Annotated in this window: 23 protein-coding genes, 1 tRNA gene and 1 pseudogene; 12 read left to right on the top strand and 13 right to left on the bottom strand. The window is 66.3% G+C overall.

Annotation, left to right across the window (positions count from 1 at the left end):
• Positions 1-152 precede the first annotated feature (152 nt).
• Both CJZ82_RS07415 and CJZ82_RS07410 read right to left on the bottom strand, forming a co-directional pair.
• Positions 153-569, bottom strand: coding sequence for a DUF2752 domain-containing protein (locus tag CJZ82_RS07415; RefSeq protein ID WP_233130098.1), 417 nt, complete (start codon positions 567-569; stop codon positions 153-155).
• Between the two features lie 23 nt (positions 570-592).
• Positions 593-1777 carry an NAD(P)H-quinone oxidoreductase subunit H gene (locus CJZ82_RS07410; protein WP_094555149.1) on the bottom strand — a complete coding sequence of 395 codons (1185 nt, stop codon included), beginning with the start codon at positions 1775-1777 and terminating at the stop codon, positions 593-595.
• A 47-nt stretch (positions 1778-1824) separates the two neighbouring features.
• Between CJZ82_RS07410 and rsmH the strand changes: the two genes are divergently transcribed.
• Positions 1825-2733: a 16S rRNA (cytosine(1402)-N(4))-methyltransferase RsmH gene (rsmH, locus tag CJZ82_RS07405; protein ID WP_094555148.1), complete on the top strand. Its 909-nt coding sequence runs from the start codon at positions 1825-1827 to the stop codon at positions 2731-2733.
• Complete coding sequence (locus tag CJZ82_RS07400) at positions 2733-3275, top strand: DUF456 domain-containing protein (RefSeq protein ID WP_094555147.1); 543 nt, start codon at positions 2733-2735, stop codon at positions 3273-3275. The genes rsmH and CJZ82_RS07400 overlap by 1 nt, the downstream gene beginning before the upstream one ends.
• 25 nt (positions 3276-3300) lie before the next feature.
• Here the strand turns inward: CJZ82_RS07400 and rimK are convergent, their stop codons facing one another.
• From rimK to CJZ82_RS07390, 3 genes and pseudogenes are all read right to left on the bottom strand, one after another.
• Complete coding sequence (gene rimK, locus CJZ82_RS07395) at positions 3301-4233, bottom strand: 30S ribosomal protein S6--L-glutamate ligase (RefSeq protein WP_369820030.1); 933 nt, start codon at positions 4231-4233, stop codon at positions 3301-3303.
• 90 nt (positions 4234-4323) lie between these two features.
• Positions 4324-4725 (bottom strand): annotated as a pseudogene (locus tag CJZ82_RS19550) (ATP-dependent zinc protease); the annotation flags it as partial.
• 95 nt (positions 4726-4820) lie between these two features.
• Positions 4821-5777, bottom strand: a complete 957-nt coding sequence (locus CJZ82_RS07390) for an aldo/keto reductase (RefSeq protein ID WP_198949689.1) — start codon at positions 5775-5777, stop codon at positions 4821-4823.
• 512 nt (positions 5778-6289) lie between these two features.
• Here CJZ82_RS07390 and CJZ82_RS07385 point away from each other — a divergent pair.
• Positions 6290-7261, top strand: coding sequence for a fatty acid desaturase (locus CJZ82_RS07385; RefSeq protein ID WP_094555145.1), 972 nt, complete (start codon positions 6290-6292; stop codon positions 7259-7261).
• Between the two features lie 102 nt (positions 7262-7363).
• Here CJZ82_RS07385 and CJZ82_RS07380 read toward each other — a convergent pair whose 3' ends face one another.
• From CJZ82_RS07380 to CJZ82_RS07370, 3 genes are all read right to left on the bottom strand, one after another.
• A complete protein-coding gene (locus CJZ82_RS07380) occupies positions 7364-7606 on the bottom strand; it encodes a hypothetical protein (RefSeq protein ID WP_094555144.1) in 243 nt (80 codons plus the stop codon).
• A gap of 11 nt (positions 7607-7617) precedes the next feature.
• Positions 7618-8394 carry a hypothetical protein gene (locus CJZ82_RS07375; RefSeq protein WP_094555143.1) on the bottom strand — a complete coding sequence of 259 codons (777 nt, stop codon included), beginning with the start codon at positions 8392-8394 and terminating at the stop codon, positions 7618-7620.
• Positions 8395-8487: 93 nt separating this feature from the next.
• Entirely contained in the window at positions 8488-9618 is a 1131-nt protein-coding gene (locus tag CJZ82_RS07370) for a cysteine desulfurase family protein (protein ID WP_094555142.1), read from the bottom strand.
• A gap of 62 nt (positions 9619-9680) precedes the next feature.
• Here CJZ82_RS07370 and CJZ82_RS07365 point away from each other — a divergent pair, with 62 nt between their 5' ends.
• Genes CJZ82_RS07365 through CJZ82_RS07355 form a run of 3 tightly spaced genes read left to right on the top strand, consistent with a single transcriptional unit; the run spans position 9681 to position 12046 of the window.
• Positions 9681-10205 carry a hypothetical protein gene (locus CJZ82_RS07365; RefSeq protein WP_198949688.1) on the top strand — a complete coding sequence of 175 codons (525 nt, stop codon included), beginning with the start codon at positions 9681-9683 and terminating at the stop codon, positions 10203-10205.
• A gap of 52 nt (positions 10206-10257) precedes the next feature.
• Positions 10258-11019, top strand: coding sequence for a response regulator transcription factor (locus tag CJZ82_RS07360; RefSeq protein ID WP_094555141.1), 762 nt, complete (start codon positions 10258-10260; stop codon positions 11017-11019).
• A complete protein-coding gene (locus CJZ82_RS07355; RefSeq protein WP_233130097.1) occupies positions 11012-12046 on the top strand; it encodes an RluA family pseudouridine synthase in 1035 nt (344 codons plus the stop codon). Before CJZ82_RS07360 ends, CJZ82_RS07355 begins: the two co-directional genes overlap by 8 nt.
• Before the next feature lie 8 nt (positions 12047-12054).
• On the opposite strand, the gene lipA is transcribed toward CJZ82_RS07355, so the two are convergent.
• Positions 12055-12924, bottom strand: coding sequence for a lipoyl synthase (gene lipA, locus CJZ82_RS07350; protein WP_094555197.1), 870 nt, complete (start codon positions 12922-12924; stop codon positions 12055-12057).
• An 84-nt stretch (positions 12925-13008) separates the two neighbouring features.
• On the opposite strand from lipA, the gene CJZ82_RS07345 reads away from it, so the two are divergent.
• The 4 genes from CJZ82_RS07345 to CJZ82_RS17730 all read left to right on the top strand — a co-directional run bounded on the left by CJZ82_RS07345 (position 13009) and on the right by CJZ82_RS17730 (position 18176).
• Positions 13009-13082, top strand: a tRNA-Pro gene (locus CJZ82_RS07345).
• A gap of 126 nt (positions 13083-13208) precedes the next feature.
• Entirely contained in the window at positions 13209-14399 is a 1191-nt protein-coding gene (locus CJZ82_RS07340) for a site-specific integrase (protein ID WP_094555139.1), read from the top strand.
• Between the two features lie 532 nt (positions 14400-14931).
• Positions 14932-17895, top strand: coding sequence for a DEAD/DEAH box helicase family protein (locus CJZ82_RS07330; RefSeq protein ID WP_094555137.1), 2964 nt, complete (start codon positions 14932-14934; stop codon positions 17893-17895).
• 86 nt (positions 17896-17981) lie between these two features.
• Positions 17982-18176: a hypothetical protein gene (locus CJZ82_RS17730; protein ID WP_143593563.1), complete on the top strand. Its 195-nt coding sequence runs from the start codon at positions 17982-17984 to the stop codon at positions 18174-18176.
• A gap of 221 nt (positions 18177-18397) precedes the next feature.
• Here CJZ82_RS17730 and CJZ82_RS18300 read toward each other — a convergent pair whose 3' ends face one another.
• Positions 18398-18565 carry a hypothetical protein gene (locus CJZ82_RS18300; protein WP_158218505.1) on the bottom strand — a complete coding sequence of 56 codons (168 nt, stop codon included), beginning with the start codon at positions 18563-18565 and terminating at the stop codon, positions 18398-18400.
• A gap of 164 nt (positions 18566-18729) precedes the next feature.
• Here CJZ82_RS18300 and CJZ82_RS18295 point away from each other — a divergent pair, with 164 nt between their 5' ends.
• A complete protein-coding gene (locus CJZ82_RS18295) occupies positions 18730-18876 on the top strand; it encodes a hypothetical protein (RefSeq protein ID WP_158218504.1) in 147 nt (48 codons plus the stop codon).
• Positions 18873-19106: a hypothetical protein gene (locus CJZ82_RS07325; protein ID WP_094555136.1), complete on the top strand. Its 234-nt coding sequence runs from the start codon at positions 18873-18875 to the stop codon at positions 19104-19106. The genes CJZ82_RS18295 and CJZ82_RS07325 overlap by 4 nt, the downstream gene beginning before the upstream one ends.
• Before the next feature lie 135 nt (positions 19107-19241).
• Here the strand turns inward: CJZ82_RS07325 and CJZ82_RS07320 are convergent, their stop codons facing one another.
• From CJZ82_RS07320 to CJZ82_RS07310, 3 genes are all read right to left on the bottom strand, one after another.
• Complete coding sequence (locus tag CJZ82_RS07320) at positions 19242-19769, bottom strand: hypothetical protein (RefSeq protein ID WP_094555135.1); 528 nt, start codon at positions 19767-19769, stop codon at positions 19242-19244.
• A 573-nt stretch (positions 19770-20342) separates the two neighbouring features.
• A complete protein-coding gene (locus CJZ82_RS07315; protein WP_094555134.1) occupies positions 20343-21398 on the bottom strand; it encodes an alpha/beta hydrolase in 1056 nt (351 codons plus the stop codon).
• A complete protein-coding gene (locus CJZ82_RS07310; RefSeq protein WP_094555133.1) occupies positions 21398-22816 on the bottom strand; it encodes an amidohydrolase family protein in 1419 nt (472 codons plus the stop codon). Before CJZ82_RS07310 ends, CJZ82_RS07315 begins: the two co-directional genes overlap by 1 nt.
• Between the last annotated feature and the right edge of the window lie 18 nt (positions 22817-22834).

Below are 22834 nucleotides of genomic sequence, written 5' to 3'. Positions count from 1 at the left end.
AGGACTGGCGAACTCATCGATTCAGAATGCAGCGCCGGCTACTCGGACAATGGTGCCGAGGGTGTCGAAGCATCTCAGAATCACATGATCGATCAGATGATTGAAGGTTGGGCATCAACGAAAGCAGCCATGCTCAAGGCAATGCAACAAGATCATGTCGGAAATGCAGCCCTGCCGAGCCCATAGGTGAGCCCGATGCGCGCCGCCCAGTAGAGCACCAGCAGCACCGCCGTGAAGCCCAGGTGGATCTCCCTGAGGTTCTTCGGCAGCAGACGGCCGCTGCGCAACGCCTGAAACGACCACGCCAGCAGCAGCGCGGCGGCGGCCGGTCCGAAGGCGTGCCAGTGAAGCGCTTCTCCCAGTTCCCCGTTCAGGGCGGCAGCAGTGGCCCTGGTCAGGAAGCAGGTTGGGCAAGGAATACCAGTGAGCGCCCTCAATGGACAGCTCAGGCCGGGCAGGCCTGGGTGGCGGCCTTTGAGCCAGAGATAACCGGTGAGAGTGGCTGGAATCAGAACCCCGCAGTGACGCAACTGTCCGAGCCAGCGGCGCCGCAGCGGAGTAGGCCTCAAGGCTTGAGGTTTGGAACGAGCATTCAGCGGTCCACCGAACCCATGATCACATCGATCGAGCCCAGGATCGCCATGATGTCGGCCACCTTGGCCCCGGTAAGGATGTGGGGGAGGATCTGCAGATTGTTGAAATCAGCGGCGCGGATCTTCCAGCGCCAGGGGGTCACATCGTCGTTGCCCATGATGAACACCCCCAGTTCGCCCTTGCCTGATTCCACTCGGGCGTAGAGCTCACCAACAGGAATCTTGAAGGTCGGCGCTACCTTCTTGGCCACGTACTGATAATCGAAGTCGTACCACTCGCTTTTCTTGCCTTCGCTCATGCGGCGGGCTTCGAGGTTTTCGGTGGGGCCACCGGGAATAGCCAGGCAGGCCTGGCGCAGGATTTTCAGGGACTGGCGCATCTCCTCGATTCGCACCCGATAGCGGGCATAGCAATCGCCTTCCTGTTCGGTGGCGATGTCCCAGTCGAAGTCGTCATAGCATTCGTACTTGTCGACCTTTCGCAGGTCCCAGGGCACACCGGAGGCCCGCAGCATCGGGCCCGACAGGCTCCAGTTGATCGCCATCTCCCGGCTGATCACCCCCAGGCCCTCGATGCGGCGTTTGAAGATCGGGTTGTTGGTGATCAACTTCTCGTATTCGTCGATCTTCGGGCCGAAGTAATCGCAGAAGTCGAGGCACTTCTCCAGCCAGCCGTAGGGCAGATCAGCCGCCACGCCACCGATGCGGAAATAGTTGTTGTTGATCAGCCGCTGACCGGTGGCCGCTTCCCAGAGGTCGTAAATCATCTCCCGTTCGCGGAAGATGTAGAAGAAGGGAGTCTGGGCACCCACATCCGCGAGGAAGGGGCCAAGCCAGAGCAGGTGGTTGGCGATGCGGTTCAGCTCCAGCATCAGCACCCGGATGTAGCTGGCGCGTTTCGGCACCTGGATGCTGGCCAGCTTCTCGGGGGCGTTGACCGTGATCGCCTCGTTGAACATGCCGGCCGCGTAGTCCCAGCGGCTCACGTAGGGCACGAACATCACGTTCGTGCGGTTCTCAGCGATTTTCTCCATGCCGCGGTGCAGATAGCCGATCACCGGCTCGCAATCCACCACGTCTTCACCATCGAGGGTCACCACCAGGCGCAGCACCCCGTGCATCGACGGGTGGTGCGGCCCGAAGTTGACCACCATCGGCTCCGTGCGCGTTTCCAGTTGCGTCATGGGCCCGGGGACTCGAAGGCGAACTCGGGGATCTTAGGAAGGAACCCATGCAGCAGACGTTCGACCACATCCCGGTGCTCGCCGGCCCCGTGCTGGAGGCGTTCGCCGGTCTGCCTGCCGAAGGCCTGCTGATCGATGCCACCGTGGGCGGAGGCGGCCACAGCGCCCTGTTGCTGGAGGCCCATCCCGGGCTGCGGCTGATCGGTCTCGATCAGGATCCCACCGCTCTTGAGGCGGCCCGACTGCGCCTTGCGCCCTTCGGTGATCGCGCCACGCTGGTGGCCACCAATTTCGCCTGCTACACGCCGCCGGAGCAGGCATTCGGAGTATTGGCCGACCTGGGGGTCAGCAGCCCCCAGCTCGACGTGGCGGAGCGGGGGTTCAGCTTCCGCGCCGATGCCCCCCTTGACATGCGTATGAACCCTGCGAAGGGCGAGACCGCCGCCGATCTGCTCGACCGGCTGGAGGAAAGTGAGCTGGCGGATCTGATCTACACCTACGGCGAGGAGCGGCTGTCGCGCCGGATCGCCCGGCGGATCGTGGAGCAGCGTCCCTGGAGCGGGGCCGCCGGACCGGGTTCGGGGCGTGGCACGACCGCCCTGGCCTACCTGGTGGCCGGCTGCTATCCGCCCAAGGCCCGCTACGGCCGTCTCCATCCGGCCACGCGCACCTTCCAGGCGCTGCGCATCGCCGTGAACGATGAACTGGCCGTGCTCGACACATGGCTGCGCCGCGCCCCAGATTGGCTGGTCCCCGGCGGACGGCTGGCGGTGATCAGCTTCCATTCCCTCGAAGACCGGCGCGTCAAGACCGCCGTCCTCGCTGATGAGCGGCTTGAACGAATCACGCGCAAGCCGCTGGTGGCCGATGCCTCCGAGCAGGAGCACAATCCCCGCAGCCGTTCGGCCAAACTGCGGGTCGGCAGACGACGCCCCATCCCCCTCGAACCGTCCTGATGAGCCGCCTCGATGCGATCTGGTGGGCGGCCCTGCTCATCCAGCTTGTGGCGATCCCAGGCACCATCTTCCCGGTGTTGCCCGGCCTGGCCTTGCTGCCGTTGGGGGCGGGCCTGTGGTGCTGGGCCGTGGGCTGGAGCGTGGGTTGGCCAGCCCTGGCCCTGGCCCTGATGATTCTGGCTCTGGGCTGGGGCGCTGACGCCCTGGGCATGCTGCTGGGAGCCGCCCGGTTGCAGGCCACCCGGTGGGCCTACATCGGTGCCGCCATCGGGCTGGTGGTGGGACTTCTGGGGTTGCTGCCCACTCTTCCCTTCGGTGGTGTCTTGCTGGGGGCCCTGGTGGGACCCCTGCTGGGAGCCAGCCTGGGCGAACTGATCACTGCTTCCACGGAGCTGGGCCCCTTCGGTCTGGAGCGGTTGCGGCGCTCGTTGCTGGTGGGACTGGCGGTGGTGGCCGGCATGCTGGTCAGCAGGCTGGCCCAGGTGATCCTGTCGGTGATCGGTGTGCTGGGCTTCGTGCTGCTCAGCCGGATGCTGGTCTGATCGGCAGGCCGCGGAGGTGTTGGTTTCACTGACTCGCGGCGGTGGTCTGGGTGACGGCCTCCTGCGACAAGGGGCGAACCCAGCCCAGCTTCTGCTCCAACTTCTGAATCATCTTGCCGGCCAGGTCCTTGCCTGTGGCAGCTTCGATCCCCTCAAGCCCCGGGCTGGAGTTGACTTCCAGCAAGAGCGGCCCCCGGTGGGAGCGAAGGATGTCCACGCCGGCCACATCCAGGCCCAGCACCTTGCAGGCCTTGACGGCCATCTGTTTCTCTTCCGGCTCGAGTTGCACCACGCTGGCCGAACCGCCCTGGTGCAGGTTGGCGCGGTACTCCCCCTTGGCGGCGCGCCGTTCGATCGCAGCCACCACCTTGCCCCCCACCACGAAACAACGCAGGTCCGAGCCGCTCGCCTCCTTGATGAATTCCTGAACAAGGAGATTGGCATCCAGACTTTGCAAAGCGTTGATCACGCTTTCGGCCGCTTTCTGGGTTTCAGCCAGCACCACCCCCTTGCCCTGGGCCCCCTCCAGTAACTTCACGATCAAAGGGGCGCCGCCCACCATCTGAATCAGATCCACGGTGTCGTGGGGGGAATCCGCGAAGCCGGTGATCGGTGAGTTGAGGCCGGAGCGGACGAACTCCTGGGAGGCATAGAGTTTGTCGCGGGAGGCCGTGATCGCCTGAGCGCTGTTGAGCACTTCCACACCCATTGATTCAAACTGCCGTGTGACGGCGCAGCCATAGAAGGTGACGCTCGGACGGATGCGCGGGATGACGGCATCCACGGCCCCAAGCACATCTCCGCCTCGGTAATGCACTTCTGGATTCTTGGCATCCAGGCGGATGTAGCACTGCCTGATGTTCAGGAACTGCATCTCATGGCCGCGTTCCTCGCCAGCTTCAATCAGACGACGGTTGCTGTAGAGATCCGGATTGCTGGCCAGCAGCACGATGCGCAGACCACTCTTGTGTTGAACCGCATGGGCATACAACGCCCGGCTTTCTTCGGGGCTGACCTCACGCAGGTGATTGCTGCCTTCCGGATCCACGAGGATTCGGCCCACCATGGCCTCCCGGCCCAGCAGCATGCGATATCCCATGGCGTCGCGGTTGGCGAGGGTGAGGTCCACCTCCCAGCTCTGATCCCCGAGCACCAGGCGCTCCCGGATCAGGTAGCGGCTTTCCACGGCGCCGCTGCTGCTCCTCACCTCCCGCTTGGAGCGCACGGGGGCCTCATGGCGCACCACCACACTGCGGTCGCCCTGCAGCGGATGGATCTCGAAGCTGACCCAGGTGCAGCCATCCTTCTGGAAGGGCACGATGTTGAGGGCATGCAGGGAGGATGTGGCCGCGCCTGAATCGACCCGTGCCTTGATCGCCGGCAGCCCCGCTTCGGGAAAACTGCACCATTCCTCGCTTCCAACGATGATTTTGCCTTCGCTGCCCGTCATGGTTTTGTGGAGGTGGTGCGGAAGAAGCGTTCACGCCAGTCATGCTGATGGCTCTGGCGGCCGTTGTCGACAACTGCGGCGCCTGGAGCGGCCTATCAAGCGGCGACCTCATCCCAGAGGTTGGTGAGGGTGTACGGGCCGTCTGGCAGCACCCAGAAGCTGCCGTCCACCAGGCGATGGTGGCGATCCAGTGCGCGGATCGCCACAAGGTCTTCGGGGCTGAGACACAGCCCGGATGCGGCCAGATTGGCTGCGAGAAGCTCGGGATGGACCGATTTGGGAATCACTGCCGTGCCGCAGGCCAGACCCCAGGCCAGCAGCACCTGGGCCGAAGTGGCGCGATGTGCGGCAGCGATCGCGGTAATCACCGGATCGGCCAGCAGGCTCCCGCCATCAGCCGAGGCGGCCCTCCCCAGCGGGGCGTAAGCCGTGAGAAGGATGCCGTGGTTGCAGCAGTACCTGAGCAGGGCGTGCTGCTGCAGCCAGGGGTGTCGCTCCACCTGGTTCACCTCCGGCGTGATTCGCACAGCGGCGGCGAGGGCGGTGAGTTTGGCGATGCTGAAGTTCGACACACCGATGTGGCGCACCAGGCCTGCCTCCACCAGCTCCTCCATGGCGCCCCAGGTGTCTGCCAGGGGCTGCTGCTCGAGGCTCAGTTGATCGGCCCCGCTGCTGGGCATGGTCACGCCGGAGCGATGGGCCACGGGCCAGTGGATCAGGTAGAGATCGAGCCAGTCGAGCCTCAGGTCGCGCAGGGTGCGCTCCAGCGCAGGTCGCACCTGCGCCGGGTCATGGGCGTCGTTCCAGAGCTTGGAGGTGATCCAGAGCTGTTCTCTGGTCACGTCACCGCTCCCCAGGGCCCGGGCGAGGGCCGCGCCGATGGCGGACTCGTTGCCGTAGATCGCGGCGGCGTCGATGTGGCGATAGCCGAGGCGAAGCGCTGTGCTCAGCATCGGACCCACCGCCGCGGGCTCCACCTGCCAGGTGCCCAGGCCCAGGGCTGGCATGGCCGTGCCGTCGCGGAACCGCAGCTGAGGAGTGGTGTCGGTCATGAGGGTGTGGCAACCATCCCCAGGATGGCCACCGCCGTGACGGTGGGCCGCGGCCTTCAGGGCGATGCCACGCGGATCACGTTGCGATCAGGGCCCTGCTTCAAAGGATCGAAGCAGTGGTGGTCTGAATACAGTCAGGTGCGGCCCTGGGCCGCACGGTTGGGTCGTCTTTCAGTGAAGGGAGTCCTGGTGGGCGTGAAAACCCAGAAGGGACGATCTCCGGCGGAGAACTCGAACCATGTGCGGGGCCGTAGATGAGGTTTGTGGCCAGAGGGTTGACCTTCGGCGCTTGCACGACGTCGACATCCACTTCGCGCAGAGTGGCACCTGTTCCTTGCGGGAGCAGGTGGTGACGCCGGGCTACCCCCCCCCCGATGGGCGGAGCCATCGCAGCGGAGCCGATCCGAACCGGCCTCTTTGACGGCGGCGGATGCCTGCAGTACCAGCCCGTTCAGTCGTATGCGAGGCCCTGATGGAAGCCATAGCCTGAGGAAACGCGGGCACACGGTTTCATGGGGAAAGCCGCTGATCTCCACGGGTCTTCATTGCATCGGCTGGAGTCGGATCTGCGCGAGGCCGTGGCCGATCTCACCACGGTGGCTCCGCTGCTGAGCCTGCTGCGGATTGCCACGTTCGGCGGTCTGCTGATCGGGGGCACCTGGAGGTTCTGGAGCACAGAGAGCCCGCTGGCGTCGATGGGCTCCGTGACGGTCGCCGGCATCGCCTATGCCCTGCTGCTGATCTCCACCCATGAGGCGGTGCACGGCACCCTGCTCGGCCGTCCGCGACTGGAGTTCGTCTTCTCCTGTCTGATCAGCTGGCCGATGGCCTGGCCCTTCGCCACCTATGCCTCGCTGCACCGGCTGCATCACCGCTGGAACGGATGCGACAGGCGGGATCCCGAGAGGGTCGAACCCCTGAAAGAGGAGATTCTGCAGGCCGGCCCGTTGCGCCGGTGGCATCAGCGCCATCCTTTCTGGCTCAGGGCTCTGCTGCTGGGCGGCGTGGGACTGATCGTCGATACAGCCCACAAGGGAGTGGTGCTGCGCGGCTGTGATCCCCGACTGCCGGCCCGGTTGCGGCTCGACCTGGCCGGCGTGCTGGCGCTGCATCTGACCATGCTCGGCCTGGTGATCGCCCATGGTGTGTTTCTGCGTTATCTACTTTTCTGGCTGGTGGTGGAACGCATCATCGGCTTCATCATTCAGACCCGCGGGCTGATCGAGCACCATGGCTTGTGGAGTCCCTCCGCGAGCCATCGGCTCACCCAGCTGCGCTCCTCCCGCAGCGTCGGTGCCAGCATCTGGCTCAATGCCTGCCTGGGTGGGCTACCCCATCACGCCGCCCACCACGCGTTTCCGGCCATCCCCTTCCAGCGGTTGCCAGAGGCCAGCGAGCGCCTCTCGGCGGTGCTGGAACGGCATGGCCTGGAACCTCTGCCCCGCTTCCGTCACTACGGCGAAGGGATTCTCCAGCTGCTCTGAACCAGCAGCAGCAGCAGCATCACCAGCAGCAGCACCAGCGCCATCGCCTGGCCTGAGGGCACCCATTCCCGTGAGAGGGCCGTGATCAGGGGTTCGTTCTGCTCAGTCGGGTGCTGCTGCCAGGTTAAGCAGGGTCTGATCGAGGGGCTGGGCCCAGCGGAGGTAACAGCGGCCGGCATGCACCAGCACACCCAGGGAAAAGAGGGCTTCAGCAACCTCCTGGTCGCGGGTCACCAGCACAGGGATGGCCACGTCGTGCTTGATCAGCACCACCGGCACGTAGAGGAGGGCCGCAAACAGGAAGTAGCCCAGCAGCGTGGGGTGCGGCAGAACCGCATCGGCCATTGAGCGCGGGATCAGGCGTCCTTTTGCCTCCAGGGCACGACGCAGACCCACCAGCAGGGTTGCCCCACGCACACCGCAGCTGTGATGGTCCAGATCCGGTCCTGAATCAGCGCCAGGTTGTGCAGGTTCGTTTCCTTCTGGGCGTTGACGTTGTTGAACAGTTCCGGCGTGTCCCAGTTGAAGATGGTCTGGCCCCAGCTCATCTCCTCGAAGCCGATCAGCAGGCTGACCATGCCCAGGGCGAGGAAGAGCGCACCTAAACCCAGTTGTCCCTTGGCCCTGTCCGTCACCCATTCCCCTCTCCCGGTGAGCAGGAAGAGGGCTCCGGCGGCAAGAAAGAACAGGAACGTCAGCCACTCCACCACGCTCCCTTCCGAGACCAGAACCTTGTAGGCCTCCACGTCGCTGACTCCAAGCCTGTAAGTGGCAAACAAGGCCATGGCGCCGAAGGGAAACCAGCCCACCACGTGCTCAAGCTGCCTCTGCCCGTCGGGCGTGGCCGTCCCTTCCAGCAGCCCGCGGCCGAGTCGACCCCAGCCGGCTGTGAGCAGCAGCAGGCCCAGCGCCGTCACCACGGCTTGCACGAACGTGGGTCGACTGCCACCGATACCGGCGATCCTCCCGGCCGCCGAGAGCACCAGGGCCGTGCCCAAGGCTCCCAGCAGTCCGTCGATCGCACCGGCAAGGAAGCGCTCCCGCTGCCGCCGCTGCGTCGTTGTTCCCAGTGACTGCAGGGTCGGGTCCTCTGCAGCCAGTGCGGCGGCACGGATCGAGATGGATCTCGGCAAGGTAAGCCTCTGCAGCGGACTGTCGTTGATTAAGGATCAACCATGATTTATTAAAGGTTGAGGAAAAGTGGCCTTGGAGGCAAGGATCGTTCATCAGCCCCGCAGCTGCTTAAGGGCCTCCGCCACCACCAGCACGGCCTGGTCGATTTCCGCAGCCGTGGTGGGGCGTCCGAGCCCGAACCGGATCGAGGCCGCTGCTTCCGCCGGCGTCAGCCCCAGGGCGGCCAGCACGTGTGAGGGGCTGCCGCTGCTGCAGGCCGAGCCACCGCTTACAGCCAGCTGACGCCGCAGGGCCCGGTGCAGCTGGGTGCCATCCACCCCATCCACCTGAACATTGAGGTTGTGGCCCAGGCGGTGTTCCAGGCTGCCGTTCACCCGCACCCCCCCCAGTTCCAGCAGACCCGCCAGCAGCCGATCCCGCAGCCCGCCAAGTCGCTGCTGTCGCGCCTGCCAGTCTTGGCTGGCCAGCTCCGCCGCCCGCTGGAGCCCCACGATCAGGGGAACCGGCAGGGTTCCCCCTCTCAAGCCCCCTTCCTGGCCGCCGCCATGCTGCTGGGGTGCGACGACGATCCCCTCAGCAAGCACGAGGGCGCCGATGCCCTTGGGTCCGTAGATCTTGTGACCGCTGAGGCTGAACAGGTCGAGGCCCAGCTCACAGGGCCGCAGGGGGCGGTTCCCGAAGATCTGGGCTCCATCGCTGTGCAGGGCGATGCCCCGTTCGCGGCAGAGTGCCCCGATGGAGGCGAGGGCTTGCAGCACGCCGATCTCGTTGTTGGCGGCCATCACGCTCACCAGCAGGGTGTCGTCGCGCAGGGCCTCGCTGAATCGGTTCAGGTCCACCAGGCCATCACGCTGCACCGGCAGCACGGTGAGCTCATAGCCGTGGCCGGCGAGATAGCGCAGGGGCTCCAGCACCGCCCGGTGCTCCGTGGCCAGGGTGAGCAGGTGCCTGCCCCTCTGGCGCCGGGCTTCCACCAGCCCTTTGATCGCCAGGTTGTTGGCCTCCGTGGCCCCACTGGTGAACACCACCTGCTCTGGGGCCACACCCAGCTGCTGGGCCAGGCTGCTGCGGGCCAGATCAACCGCCGCCGCTGCCTCCAGGCCACAGCGGTGCGAGCGGCTGGAGGGGTTGGCAAACCGTTCGCTCCAGTAGGGAGCCATCGCCGCCACCACGGCTGGATCACAGGGAGTGGTGGCCTGGTGGTCCAGATAGGTGGTGGCCATCCCTCCTTCCCATCCCCGGCGAACCGTTCCATGCTGACAACTCAGCAGCCCTGAACCAGCCGATGGCTTCAACCTCGCGATTGCGGCTTGTGGCTGTTGCCCTGGCCGGCCTCGCCCCGGCGGCGCTGATCTCCATGCCCTCAGCCGGGGCCCAGAGCGTGTTCGTGCGTCCGGATCAGAACCGCCCCGCCGGGCTGGCCCTGTTATTTGAGCGGGACATCGCAGACGGTAAGCAGGCCCTGGGGGTGTTCGGCATCAGTGCCGATCCCGTCCAGCCCCAGGTCTGGCGGATCAAGGTCTGGGAGGAGCTGCCCAACGACGTCAAGGTCCGCTCCGAGACTGTCCAGTGTTCGCCCACAGCGCCGCTGCGGGTCACCAACGACGGCCGCAACCTGATCCTGCGGGAACTCAATCCCGGCGGAGTGGTCACGCCGGCCAACCGCATCGATCATCTGGTCTGGTGGGCCACCTGCTTCCCCGAGCAGGCCGGCAAGGACCCCAACAGCCTGCGCAGCCTGGCTCTTCAGCACGGCTACAGCGGCAACCGGGTGGAACGGGAGCAGGTGGTGCCCGCCGGCAACCTCTGACCGCCGCGCAGGCCTGGATAGATTCCTTCCAACGCCAGCCGGTTGCCGGTCCATGAGCCAGATCGATTCCACCAGCAGGCCGGAAGGGGAGAGCAGCGGCGAGGACACTCCGATCAGCCCACCGGCTCCGGCCCGGCTGTTGTTGGTCGACGATGAACCGGGCCTGCGAACCGCAGTCCAGGCCTATCTGGAGGATGAGGGTTTTGAAGTCACCACCGCCAAAGACGGCGAGGAGGGCTGGACGGCGGCGCAGGAGCTCATTCCCGACCTGGTGATCAGCGACGTGATGATGCCGCGCCTGGATGGTTACGGCCTGCTCAAGCGCCTGAGGGGCGACGAGCGCCTGGGGGGCACTCCGGTGATCTTCCTCACCGCCAAGGGCATGACGGCCGACCGGATCGAGGGCTTCCAGGCTGGGGTCGACGACTACATCCCCAAGCCCTTCGACCCGGATGAGCTCGTGGCGCGGGTGCACAACGTGGTGCGCCGTCAGGAGCGGCTGCTGGCCGAGGCGGCGCGCTATGCCGATGCAGACATCGGCCAGATGGCGCGTCAGATCACCGAGATCCGCTCCCTGCTGCAGCAGACCGGCTCCCACAAGAGCGCCACACCGGCCATTCATTCCTTCACCCCCCGCGAGGCGAGCGTGCTCCAGCTGGTGGCCGAGGGGTTGATGAATAAGGAGATTGCCCGCCGCCTGGAAACCTCGATCCGCAATGTCGAGAAGTACGTGAGCCGCCTGTTCACTAAGACCGGCACCACCAGCCGCACCGAACTGGTGCGCTACGCCCTCGAGAACGGTCTGGTTGACTGAATCGCTGCCGCCGGGCTGGTTGCCGGCCCGGCTCAACCAGGGCTGGACCTACAGCGACCGGGTGAATCAGGCTCAGGCACCGGTTCTGATCAGCGCGTTCCTGGCGGAGCGCTACCGCCATTCCGAGGCCTCCCTCTGGAGAGTGCGCCTGCAGGAGGGCGAAATCCTGGTCAATGGCCGTCGGCTCGATGGCGACGAGCTGCTCAGCACCGGCGATCGGCTCCAGTGGCAGCGCCCCCCCTGGCGAGAGGAGGCCGTGCCGGCGAGCTGGCGGCTGATCCACGACGACGGGGATCTCTATGTGATCGACAAGCCCAGCGGCCTGCCCGTGCTCCCCGCCGGGGGCTTTCTGGAGCACACCGTGTTGCGCTTGCTGGAGCGATCCTTCCAGGGTCACGGGCCTGATGGGGGCGGGGCGTTCCCGGCACTGCCGCGGCCTGTGCACCGGCTCGGGCGCCACACGTCGGGGCTGCTGGTCTGTGCCCGCCGGCCCCAGAGCCGTGCCTGGCTGAGCGCCAGGCTGCGAGACAGCACCGCCGAGCTCCAACCGCAGGGCCGGCCTGATGTCCGCTCCGCTCCCCCTGCCGCTGCTTGCCGCAAGGTGTACCGGGCTCTGACCGTGCCGGCCCCACTGGAGCTGGGCCTGGGCGAGGCCCTGGCGATCACCACCCCGATCGGCCGGCGCCCCCATGCCGGGCTTGGTCAGATCTGGGCTGCCGCTGCCGGGGCCGATGACCCTGAAGCCCTGCCCGCTTGGAGCGAGGTGCGACTGCTGGAGCGCCGTTCCCATGGACACCTGGTGGAGGTGACGATCCGCACGGGTCGTCCCCATCAGATCCGCATCCATCTGGCCAGTGTGGGGATTCCTCTGCTGGGTGATCCCCTCTATGGACCGGGGGGGAATCCCCGGCCCGGAGCCCTGCCGGGCGACAGCGGCTACCGGCTGCATGCCCACCGGCTGCGCCTGCCGCTGCCGGCTGGGGGCTGGCTCGACCTGGAGGCCCTGGCGCCTGGGGAGCTCTGCTGAGCGCGGCCTCAGCGGGGGTGTTGTCGCATCAGCCGTTGCACCTCACCAGCGTGGTAGCTGCTGCGGGTGAGGGGGCTGCTCACCACCTGCAGAAAGCCCAGCTCTCCCTCGCCGGTGGCTTTGAAGCCAGCGAACTGCCCGGGAGTCACGAAGCGCTGCACCGCCAGATGCCTGGGACCTGGCGAGAGGTACTGGCCGATGGTCACGATGTCGACCCGGTGGGCACGCAGGTCCCCCAGCACCGCCATCACCTCGGTATCGGTTTCCCCCAGCCCCACCATCAATCCCGATTTGGTGTATGTGCGGGGCCAGCCATGGCGCACCCGCTGCAGCAACTCCAGCGAGCGGCCGTACATCCCCTGCGGTCGTACCTGCCGGTAGAGCCGCGGCACGGTTTCGATGTTGTGATTCAGCACCTCGGGCGCCCCCTCCATCACGGCGGCCAGGGCCTGCCAGTTGCCGCATAAATCAGGGATCAGCAGCTCGATGGTGGTGCCGGGTGAGCGGCGACGCAGCTCGGCGATGCAGGCCACAAACTGGCTGGCGCCGCCGTCGTCAAGGTCGTCGCGGTTCACCGAAGTGATCACCACGTGGGTGAGGCCCATGCGGGCCACCGCTTCTCCCAGCCGCTCCGGCTCGGTGGGGTCGAGGGCTCTCACGCTCTTGTCGAAGTCGATGTCGCAGTAGGGGCAGGCCCGCGTGCAGCCCGGCCCCATGATCAGGAAGGTGGCGGTGCCACCGGCAAAGCACTCGCCGATGTTCGGACAGCTGGCCTCCTGACAGACCGTGTTCAGCTTCAGGTCCACCAGCAGATCGGCCACCGCCCCGATCCGCTCCCGCTGGGGGGCCTTGACGCGTAACCAGTCGGGCTTGAGCAGGGCGTCGGGAGCCATCACTGCCTGAATCCTGGAGCCGGAAGTCTAGAAACCCGGCCCGGGGACGATCCCGTAAACTTCCGCAGGCGGGATGTGGCGCAGCTTGGTAGCGCACTTCGTTCGGGACGAAGGGGCCGCAGGTTCGAATCCTGTCATCCCGACTCAATCACCCCGTTCTCCACTAGTAAACCGCTAGCGAGAACGGTCCAAATCCAGTCGGGACGGCTATAGCGGTTTGCTATGCTTATCCTATAGCTCAGGTGCCTGTCTCAGGCGCCAATCCCGACATGGTCTCGACCCCTTCCAGCGAGCTGGGCTGGCTCACGCACGAGCTGCGCCAGGCGATCTTCCCCTGCCCATTCCGCTACGAGTGGAGCAACACTCGCCAGGGCCTCAAGTTGCTGCTCAGCGGCGACTGGGGCAGGCGCAGTACGCACACGACACGGACGATCCAAGGGATTGATGGACAGCCGATCCGTAAAGGGCTGGGGCCCCTGACCACCACCGAGAGGCAACTGGCCTTGGCTGCCGGGCAGCGACTGGTTCGCTCCTGGTTGGATGGTGGAGACACTCGCCAGCGTCGTCGTCCCGCTTCCCAACCCTGCGACGCCGTCCTGGACCGGCAACGGCGGGTTCTCCTCGATCACATCCGTGCTCGGGGCTGTGGCTTCGGCCGCAAGCGCAAGCTCCTCAGGCACGGGCAGGGGCTCTTTACCTGGCTGGACCTGCGCAGCCTGGCGCTCGACAGTCCCAACGCCATTGCCTGGGCGGGAGATGGCGTGGCTCGGGCCACGGCCAACTACTCGGACCGGCTCTTCGTGGCGCAGTGGGCCATCGAACTGAACGGGTTGACCTGGGTCCTGCCGAAGCATCGGCGCGCCCAGACTCCGAAGGTCAAGCGTGCCTTCACCGAGGCAGCCACCGACGCGGACGTCGAGACGATGTTCCTGCTGATCCAGGATCCCGTCGCTCAGGCGTTCTGCCGGGTGGTGGCGGCGACCGGTTGCCGGCCCAGTGAGGTGGCGTTCTTCGACTGGGAGTCGTGGGAACGGCAGGGAAGGCCGATGGGCCTGCAGGGGTTCTCTCCGAAGGTGCGCAAGGAGTTCGTCGCCGCGATTCACCCTCGTCAGTGGCTCACTGAGCTGGATCCCGCCCTGTTGCGTACTCCTGGCATCGACCCGAAGGAGCGCTCGCCGAGCGAGGAGGTGGCGGAGCGGAACACCCGCCACTCCTCACGGCTGCTCAAGTCGGTTCACAAGGATCTCGCCGCTGCAGGTTTCACCTGCCTGCCTACTTGGACGGACCTGCGGCATCTCTGGACCATTCGGGCCCAGGCCGACGGCATGGACCGCAAGACCGCTGCGTTGGCGCAGGCCCACAGCGAGCGGATGGCCGCAGCGGTCTATCTCCGCCATGGCGAGAAGCGTCAGGTACTTGCAGGTATCGAGCGCTTTGATAGCTTGCTACTAGCGGTTTGATAGTCATGGCAGCAAAGAGCATCCTCCTGAAGGTCACGCCCGAGGTTCACGCCCAGATCCAGGAGGCGGCCGGCCGGCATGGCCGCTCCATGCAGAACGTCCTGGTGGCCTTGATCGAGCGATGGCTAGATGAGGGCGGCCCGGATCCGAAGGTCTTCGATCTAGGGCAGCCTCACTCAGCACCTGGAGAGGGCGTCGATCGAGAAGCTCGTCGAGCCATCAAGCGCTTGGTCGACATTGTGTATGGCCTCCAAGCGAGTCGTCATCAGCAGCCCTCAGATCGGGACTCTGACGGCCCAGGTTGGGCGGAGAGGGTTCTCACTCGGCTGACATCCGCGCCGAACAGAGGAGGGGCAACGCAGGATCGGGATCGCAACGCTGCTGAGCCCGATCAACTGGAGGAGTCTCGGTATTACGAGGACCCTGTCCCCTATGTGGTGCCTTCCACCTCGGATTCCAAGGAACTCAGGCCTGACCGTTGCCTGCCTGACCAACGACCAAGGGAGGGGGGGTAACCCTTCGGCGGCCCTCGATGGAAGTAGCTGATCGTCTGAACCAGGAGCTCGCAGCGGTCCCTCGCTTCCTGGAGTTGGCAGCGGGTATCGGCTCAGGAGATCCAGTCGCCGTCACCTTCTATGGCGGCGACGGAAGCCGTCACCTTCGCTGGAGGCCAAGGGAAGAAGGCGGGGGAGCCCTGCCGGTCCACTGGGACGACTCGATCTTGCAGGAGGTGGCGACACGGTTGCCGGTGGAGCTGGACCAGGGCCGGCAGCTTGGCTTCATCGCCGCCCAGGGCGGGTCGAAGAAGGAGCAGATCACCCAGGCCTATGGCCTTCGGGCCGAGATCGATCTACCCGACAGCCGGGACCTTCAGCTCAAGCTGTTCGCTGCTGTCGAGGCCCGTTACGGGTTCCGGTTCACCCTGCTGGACACAGGCGGCAAGTCGATCCATGCCTGGATCGCATCAGCGACGCCGATCCCTGCCGGGCAGTACAGGGCCACGTCGGAGCTGTGGCACCAGCGGATCTTGGAGGCGGCCTCAGCCGCCCAGATCGATCTGCCCGAAGGAGCCCTGGATCCGGCCTGCCATCGCCCCACCCAGGTGATGCGGCTGCCGGGGTCCATCCACCTCAAGACCGGGCGGGTTGCCCAGGTGATGCAGTGGGGCAGCGCTTCGGTGGCGCTGGAGCAGTTGGGCCTGACGTGGTCAGAGGTGGAGGAGTGGGCCAAGAGGACCTCCGCTCCGAGGGCCGCCGCCCAGGTGGTGATCGCGCAGACCTGCATCCAAGGCCGCTTCCTGGGACGCACCGGTGATAAGCGGCTCGATCAGCTGGTGAGCCTGGCCCGTGCAGTTCCGGTACGGGTTCCAGGGGCAGGGACTTACGCCAAAGTGCTGACGCTGGTAGGCGCCCTGAGCAATGCCTTGGGTCCCCAGGAGGCGGCTGAGGTGCTCCACAGGGCTGGACACCTCGACAAGCAAGGCAAGTCATCCCTGGAGGGGCTGAAAGCCTGGTGCAACACCTTCGCGCACGACCCGGAGGGAGTCAGCGAGCGCCTGGCGTGGCTGGTTGGGTGGGCTGAGCGGGAACACAGCTGGCAGCGCCCAACACTTGAACTGCAGGGGGTGCTCGAAGCCACGGAGCTGGCGGACCCAACACCCTCCGCCATCAGCGAGGCGCTCTGGAGGGAAGAGGGGATAGTGGTCTGCAGGACTGGCACAGGCAAGACCGAAGGAGCCTGCGCTTACATCGAGCGACTGGCGAAGGCAATGCCAGCGCTCTCGCTGGCTGTGATCACGCCCAGGCGGACCATCAACGCCCCAGTGGCGGAAAAGCTCAGGGCGGTGAACGTCTCAGGGACCCGCACAGGCAAGGGGGACCCGTTCTCAGGGCCAGGGTGCCTCCCCAACCGCTATGTCTGCTGTCTCCCTTCATTGGGATCCCTGAGCAGGCTCAACGGCGATCGGGCTCACTGGGGGGAGTTCTGGTCCTACGGCGACACTGGATCCCCCCCGGTGCTCACTGGACAAGGCGCCATGGTCACGGTGCTGATTCTCGATGAGGTCCGCCAACTCCTAACCGACCTCCTGCTTTCGCCCTGCGGGCAAGGCTCCATCTGGGAGACGCCCGCCCATCGCTGGCGAGCAGGGATTTCGTTGGTTCGCTCGATCGACCATGCCGCTGTCGTGCTCCCCATGGATGCCCAGGCCGGCCCCCCGGAGCGGGAGCTGCTCCGCTTGATGAATCGGGCTGAGGCCAATTCCGTGCTGGGTTGCCCGGCGAAGGAGGCAAGTCGCACGATGCAGTGGACATCGGATCAGGCTCGCTGGCGCGACTGCCTGCTGGGTCATGTCACAGAGCGGGGTGGAGCAGGGAAGCCGCTCCTCGTGGTCACCGGGGCCAAGGGCAAGGACGGCGAAGGGAGGCGCGGGCTCTCCGCTCGGGCTCTGCGCGATGCGGTCTTGGAGGCCGCTCCTGGTTCGCGGGTGCTGATCATCGATGCTGAGTCGAAGGACTCACTGCCGGCACAGAAGGTGTTGCGTGGGGAGGCGGAGGACCTGGACCTGGTGATCTGCACGCCCGTGGCCCAGTCAGGGGTCAGCTGGGTCGGAGTGTTCGCCGAGACCGTCTTCGTCGCAGGAGGCCGGACGCTGCCACCGAACATCTGCGGTGGTCAGGCAGGGCGGCGCGAGCGCACAGCATCCACCTGCGTCGCCTACATCCCCAAGACCGCTTGGGACCGCTCGCTTCCGTTGCTGGGCCGTGAGGAAGAGGAGATCCGTGAAGAGCTGGTGAGTGCCCGAGAGCAGGCGGATGGTCTCAAGATCGCCAAGGGACGGGAGATCGAGATCCTGGAGCAGGTCTACGTCCTGGCCGCCAAGCGGCAGATCCAGGAGCTGGCCTTGTTCCGGGACTACACCCTTCACTACGCCAAGGTCGACGGCTGGGCCACAGAGGAACTGGTCGCCGTGAAGCCCCTGACAAGGGAGCGGAGGAACGGGAAGGGCCAGGAGACGAGGACCGAACCGGTGCCCTACAGCGATCTGGATCCCTGGAGGGGACTGCTTGTCCGAAGCCTCCGGCTCCAGGCGGTGGGGGCGCACAAGGAAGTGCAGGACACCAGGGAGGAAGCGCTCCGCGAGACCCAGATAGCCATGGAGGGGGGCGCGGGGGGGGACCTGATCTCGGCCAACCTGGCCGAAGTCCAGGAGCTGTTGTTGCAGGCCGGAGTAGGCAGCCTTTGTGATGGCAATCGTCGGGCCGGAGACGATCCGATGGTCGTGGTGGCCACGCAGGCGCTGAAGACGCCTGAGGCTGCTGCGACCCTGCGCAAGGCCGTCTGGCTTGCCCTGGATCTCAAGGGCGGCGATACCAAACCTGCCAGGACGATCGGAACCGTGGTCAGAAGCCTGGGGGGGATCAGCGATGCGAAGAAGCTGGGGCCGAGGGGGGCTCAGCAAGTCCTCTACCGCTGGGTGCTGCCGGGGGATCGGTAGCCGGTAACTCCGGGTTTTCCTACTGGAACTGTGGAATTACTTGATACGGACCCCTCGGAATCCCATGGCAGTGACTGACCGCTGCTGTGAGCTTCCGCCGGAACATCGACCCCCGCTACAAGCAGACACGGTCCACCATCGCTGAGCGGAGAGCTGCTCATCGACGCAAGCTGCTGGAGAACTTCGACGTCCCCCTCACCTGGTGGTTGACGGGACCGGAATGGCCCTGTTGCCCTGTGCCCGAAGGATCTGAACGGCCGGCGATCGACGGCGACATCTGATCGAAAACCTGTGGGCGTGGAGCCCCTCGATGACCGCTAACCCCTGGGACCAGAGACCCGATGAGACCAGCAGTGCCTATGAGCTCTTCGCGGTCTATCTGAATGAGGGGCCCCTGGCGGCGGCGGACCCGTCAGGCAGGCCCTCACCAGCGCCAGGCCGATCGAGGCACCGATGCCCGCCAGGATCAGGGCCCCTAAGGTTGGTGGCTAAGCCTAGGCCATCAGTCCCCAAGCAGAACTGTGTCCAGCTCCGCCAGGGCAGCGCCCAGGGAGCCGGAGGCCATCACGTCGGGGCCAGCGGCCTCCAGCAGCTGGGCGGGTGAGACGTCGACGCGGGCCAGCTCGTAGGTGATCGCGTGGTCATCGCTGGCGAGGTCGTGCAGGTCCATGGAGGGGAGGCGCGGGGCCTCCAGAGTAGCCCGTACACCGCGAGAGGTCCGCTGTGTACGGCGGGCATGGAGGTATCGTCAGGGGCTCCGCCTTCCCCGTGTTGACCAGCCAGGAGAGAGACCAGAGAGGCCGGTACGAGGCAGGCCCAGACCCTCTCGTGGCCATGACGATCCGGCTGCGGCGCTCGGCCCGCGAGCGGATCGAGGCCCACGCCGCGAGGCTCGGGCAGCGGCCCACCGTTCTGGCGCGGCTGCTGTTGGAGGAGGCCATCGAAGCCCTCGGACCTCTGCCAGGGGAGGGCCAGCCATGAACCGCCAACAGCAGCTCCAGGCGACGGGGCGAGCCCGAAGGCTCCAGGCGATCCGGCACCGGCTGCGGAGGCTCCAGCAGCCAGAGGAACGGGTCTTCATGCTCCGCCAGGCGCGTGGGTTCCCTGGGTGGGCGCTGAGGCTCCGTCACCGCCCCCAGGTGATCCTCGGGCGGATCGCGGGAGAGGCGTTCATCGGCGAGGCCATCGCTCGGAGCTGGCGGGAACCTTGAGGAAGAGGGGGAGCGCTCGATCCCCCGAACTGGGCTCCCTCGGGGGCCCCATTCTGTGCCTCGGCAGGCTGTCGACGGCTCGGGGTGCGGGTCGTCTCGGAGGGGGGTCAGCGCTGCTGGCCCCCCTTCCTTGCGTCAGTCGTTGGCCTCGGTGTCTCCCATGAGGCCGAGGGTCTGGACCGCGTCCACCAGTTCGTCGACGCCCAGGGTTGAGGCCATCGCGTTGGATGCCTTCTCACTGGTAGCGGCGGCAGCGTTGAGGGCGCTTGCGAGCAACGTCGGGGAGATTCCCTGGCCATCGGCCACCATCGCCCGCATAGAGGCCCCGCAGAGGTCCAGCAGGAGGTCGGCGGCCTCTGTCAGCCGTTGGGCTCGGCGCTCTTCATCGAGGCGGAAGCGCAGCAGCGCGGCCTTGTGCTGGGCGGCGGTCTCGGCCTGGGCCAGTTCGCTGATCCGGGGCAGCAGGTCGCGGTCGTAGGCCTCTACCCTGGCGCTCCAGTCGAATGTCCGGGCCATCCGCTTGGCGGTCGAAGCGCTCACGCCAGCGGCCTGGGCGGCCTTGGAGACGCTGCGACCTGGGCCAAGGTGCAGGAAGAACCCGAAGGCGGAGAACGCCTTGGAGGGCTCGGCGTCCAGTTGCTCCCACGGGTGCTCAGGGGTCATCGGTTCGCGTGCAGTTGCCGGAGGTTGCCGGGCCTCCGAGGTCCAGGTGAGTCCAGGGTGGGCCATGGGAGCCCCGGCGGCAGGCCTCCAGCCCTTCGCGCGGGAGGGATTCCGCCCGCAGGGAGGCTCCTGGGTGGGGCTCCGTGGGTTCTGGGGGTTCCGGAGGCCGCGACCTCCGCTTATGCAGCTCCGCAGGGGTTAACAGCCGGCCGGCGGTGAGCAGGTGGAGGCTGTCGGTCATGTCGAGGGCCAGCAGGTGGTCGAAGGGGGCAAGCAGGAGGCCCTTATGCGATCCAGGCCGGACACGGCATAGATCGGGTGCCCCGGCAGGAGGTTGGACCGACGACATGACGCGCCAGCGGGGCTGGTACCCGGAGGTGGCCTGAGCAGGCTGCAATCGGGTACCAGCTCTTCTGCGAAGTTCTTGCGGGCTTGTAACCAGCCCAGGCCCGCCCTACTCGATCGAGCGACCAAAGCATTGCTGGGAAGGAGCGGACACCCATCAACGGTCCGCTCTGGCCACCGCTCCGCATCTGGTGATCAGCTTGAATCCGGCCGAACCTGGGACTTGGCTCAGCGCCCCAGGGTCTGGCGCAGAAAGGCGAAGGTAACCGCCAGGGCTTGAGTGGAGGCGGTCTTGGTGGCGGCGATGGAGGCTCCCCGGAAGCCATGGTCGACACCGGGCAGCAGGACGAGCTCCACGGGCACCCCCGCCGCCCGTAACCGGCTTGCCATTTGCTTTGACTGGGAGGCTGGAACGAGCCGATCAGCGCTGCCATGCAGCAGCAGGACAGGCGGATCCTGGGAGCTCACCTGCTGGATTGGACTGGCCTCCCGCAGGCGACCGGGAGGGCAGCCAGCCGCTGTGCACTGCAAGAAGGAGAGTCCGCCTTCCAGTTCACGTTGGGCGGCTGGATCAGGATTGCTGGCTGGGGCTGGCTGCTGCTGGCCCAGCAACTGCTCCAGGTCGTAGGGGCCGTACCAGCCCACCAGGGCCTGCACGCAGGCAGCAGGGACCTTGACCTTGGGGTGGGAATCGCAGCGCAGCGCCACCAGGGCGGCCAGCTGCGAGCCGGCCGAAGATCCCCACAACGCCACTCGCGTGGGATCGATTCCGTAGTGAGCCGCGTTCGATCGCAGGAAGCTGATCGAAGCCTCTAGATCCTCCACGGCGGCAGGGAAGGGGGCTTCTCCGCTGAGGCGGTATTCGATCGAGGCCACCACGAACCCTTGCCGGGCCAGGGCGGCCAACACGCCGGGGAAATCGAGGAAATCTCCGGTTCCCCGCTTCTGACCGATCGTCCAGCCGCCCCCGTGCACGAACACCACCAGCGGCCTGAGGCCGGTGCTGTAGCGAGGGCGGTAGAGATCAAGGCGTAGGGGCCGGAAGCCGTCAACAGTGCGGTAGGTGACATCAGCCAGCACCGTGGCATCGCGCAGTTGCACGAGGCGATCGGGCAGGGGATCGAAGGCGGCTGGAACCTGGCTGCCGATCGGAGGATCGACGACCGGCGCCTGAGCGCTGGCCGCTCCGGCAGCCACCAGGACCCAGAACGCCAGGGCGGACGGAAGGTGATGGCTCAGGATCCTGGCGGCGATCACGGGCACGTTCATGCGGAGCGGATTCATCAGCGGCTGCTGGCCGCTGCGTTGAAGGCAGTGGTGTTCTTCCAGATTCGGCCATCTTTCATGATCACCAGGAAGCGTCGCTGCGGATCGGCGATCAGCTCCAGATTGCCCAGGGGGTCGCCATCAACGAGCAGCAGATCGGCGAGCGCACCTGGCTCCACCACCCCCAGCCGACCGGGGTAGGGATTGCGCGGTCCCGAGAGCGCCAGCAACTGGGCGTTGTCATGGGTGACGAGCTTGAGGATCTGGGCGGGCCCCAGCCAACGACGCAGCTTGAGGATGTCGGCGTTCTGTTTGACGTTCTGGGCCGGATCGAAAAGAAAGTCGGTGCCCCAGGCAAGCTTGACGTTGTGTTTGAGCGCCCAGCGGAAGGCATTGTCGGTGCCGTCGATCACCAGTTTCTTCTTGGCGGCGGTGGCAGGCTTGGCGGTGGGTGGCGCTGGATCAAGCGACTGCAGACTCAGCCAGATGCCCCTGTCGGCGAGGAGCTTGATCGTGGCTTCATCCAGCAGCTGTCCGTGCTCGATGCACTTCACACCGGCTTCCACGGCGCGCCGCACGGCACGGGGGGTGTAGGCATGCACGGTCACGTAGGTGCCCCAGTCCTCCGCGGCTTCCACGGCGGCCTTCATCTCATCGAGCGTGTACTGGGTGACATCGAGCGGGTCGTACTCCGAGGCAGCGCCGCCACCGGCCATCACTTTGATCTGACTGGCACCGGCGCGGAGATTTTCCCGCGTGGCGGTGAGCACTTCGTCGCGTCCATCGGCGATGAAGTTCGCCCCCATAAGCTCACCACGGGACACATGCCCGAAGAAGCGCCGTGACTTCTCGTTCGGCAGGCGCGAGTCGCCATGGCCGGATGTCTGGGAGATCATGGCCCCACTCGGATAGATCCGCGGGCCCGGCAGTCTGCCGCGATCGATGGCAGGCCGCGCCTCCAGCATCGGGCCACCCAGATCACGAACGCTGGTGAAGCCGCGCATCAAGGTGGCGCCGGCCTCGGCGGTGGCGCGCTCCTGCAGCAGGGCCAGGGGCATCTTGGGGTCAACCAGGTCGCGTTGACTGCTGGCGCTCATCAGCAGGTGCACGTGGTTGTCGATCAGGCCTGGCATCAGCACCCGGCCGTTGCCGGCGACGCGGGTGAGCGCCGAGCCGGAAGGCGGAGAGATCGGGGCGGTTGAGATCGTTCGTATCGTGGACCCGACCACCAGCACGTTGGAGGCAGGTGAAAGCTGAGGAGAGGTGCCATTGAAGATGCGCACGTTCTCGAACAGCGTCGCGGCTGGTGTAGGGGTGGCTTCTGCCGGCGGGCTGGCCTGGGCCCCACCAACCCCGTACAGCGGCAGCACGACCGTCAGAGCAGCTGCCGTGGACGACAGAAGACCAGATGGGTGAAGAACACCAAGGATGCGCATCAATGGGCAAAGATCTCT

The organism is Synechococcus sp. 1G10 (genome assembly GCF_002252625.1).
GTDB lineage: Bacteria > Cyanobacteriota > Cyanobacteriia > PCC-6307 > Cyanobiaceae > Regnicoccus_A.
This window is presented reverse-complemented; position numbering and strand designations above follow the sequence as displayed.

Bases quoted from the DNA above. Each gene is read 5' to 3' on its own strand.
- CJZ82_RS07410 (WP_094555149.1), bottom strand. From the start codon at position 1,777: ATGACGCAACTGGAAACGCGCACGGAGCCGATGGTGGTCAACTTCGGG.
- rsmH (WP_094555148.1), top strand. From the start codon at position 1,825: ATGCAGCAGACGTTCGACCACATCCCGGTGCTCGCCGGCCCCGTGCTG.
- CJZ82_RS07400 (WP_094555147.1), top strand. From the start codon at position 2,733: ATGAGCCGCCTCGATGCGATCTGGTGGGCGGCCCTGCTCATCCAGCTT.
- CJZ82_RS07390 (WP_198949689.1), bottom strand. From the start codon at position 5,777: ATGACCGACACCACTCCTCAGCTGCGGTTCCGCGACGGCACGGCCATG.
- CJZ82_RS07385 (WP_094555145.1), top strand. From the start codon at position 6,290: ATGGGGAAAGCCGCTGATCTCCACGGGTCTTCATTGCATCGGCTGGAG.
- CJZ82_RS07380 (WP_094555144.1), bottom strand. From the start codon at position 7,606: ATGGCCGATGCGGTTCTGCCGCACCCCACGCTGCTGGGCTACTTCCTG.
- CJZ82_RS07370 (WP_094555142.1), bottom strand. From the start codon at position 9,618: ATGGCCACCACCTATCTGGACCACCAGGCCACCACTCCCTGTGATCCA.
- CJZ82_RS07365 (WP_198949688.1), top strand. From the start codon at position 9,681: ATGGCTTCAACCTCGCGATTGCGGCTTGTGGCTGTTGCCCTGGCCGGC.
- CJZ82_RS07360 (WP_094555141.1), top strand. From the start codon at position 10,258: ATGAGCCAGATCGATTCCACCAGCAGGCCGGAAGGGGAGAGCAGCGGC.
- CJZ82_RS07340 (WP_094555139.1), top strand. From the start codon at position 13,209: ATGGTCTCGACCCCTTCCAGCGAGCTGGGCTGGCTCACGCACGAGCTG.
- CJZ82_RS07330 (WP_094555137.1), top strand. From the start codon at position 14,932: ATGGAAGTAGCTGATCGTCTGAACCAGGAGCTCGCAGCGGTCCCTCGC.
- CJZ82_RS18300 (WP_158218505.1), bottom strand. From the start codon at position 18,565: ATGGACCTGCACGACCTCGCCAGCGATGACCACGCGATCACCTACGAG.
- CJZ82_RS18295 (WP_158218504.1), top strand. From the start codon at position 18,730: ATGACGATCCGGCTGCGGCGCTCGGCCCGCGAGCGGATCGAGGCCCAC.
- CJZ82_RS07325 (WP_094555136.1), top strand. From the start codon at position 18,873: ATGAACCGCCAACAGCAGCTCCAGGCGACGGGGCGAGCCCGAAGGCTC.
- CJZ82_RS07320 (WP_094555135.1), bottom strand. From the start codon at position 19,769: ATGACCCCTGAGCACCCGTGGGAGCAACTGGACGCCGAGCCCTCCAAG.
- CJZ82_RS07315 (WP_094555134.1), bottom strand. From the start codon at position 21,398: ATGAATCCGCTCCGCATGAACGTGCCCGTGATCGCCGCCAGGATCCTG.
- CJZ82_RS07310 (WP_094555133.1), bottom strand. From the start codon at position 22,816: ATGCGCATCCTTGGTGTTCTTCACCCATCTGGTCTTCTGTCGTCCACG.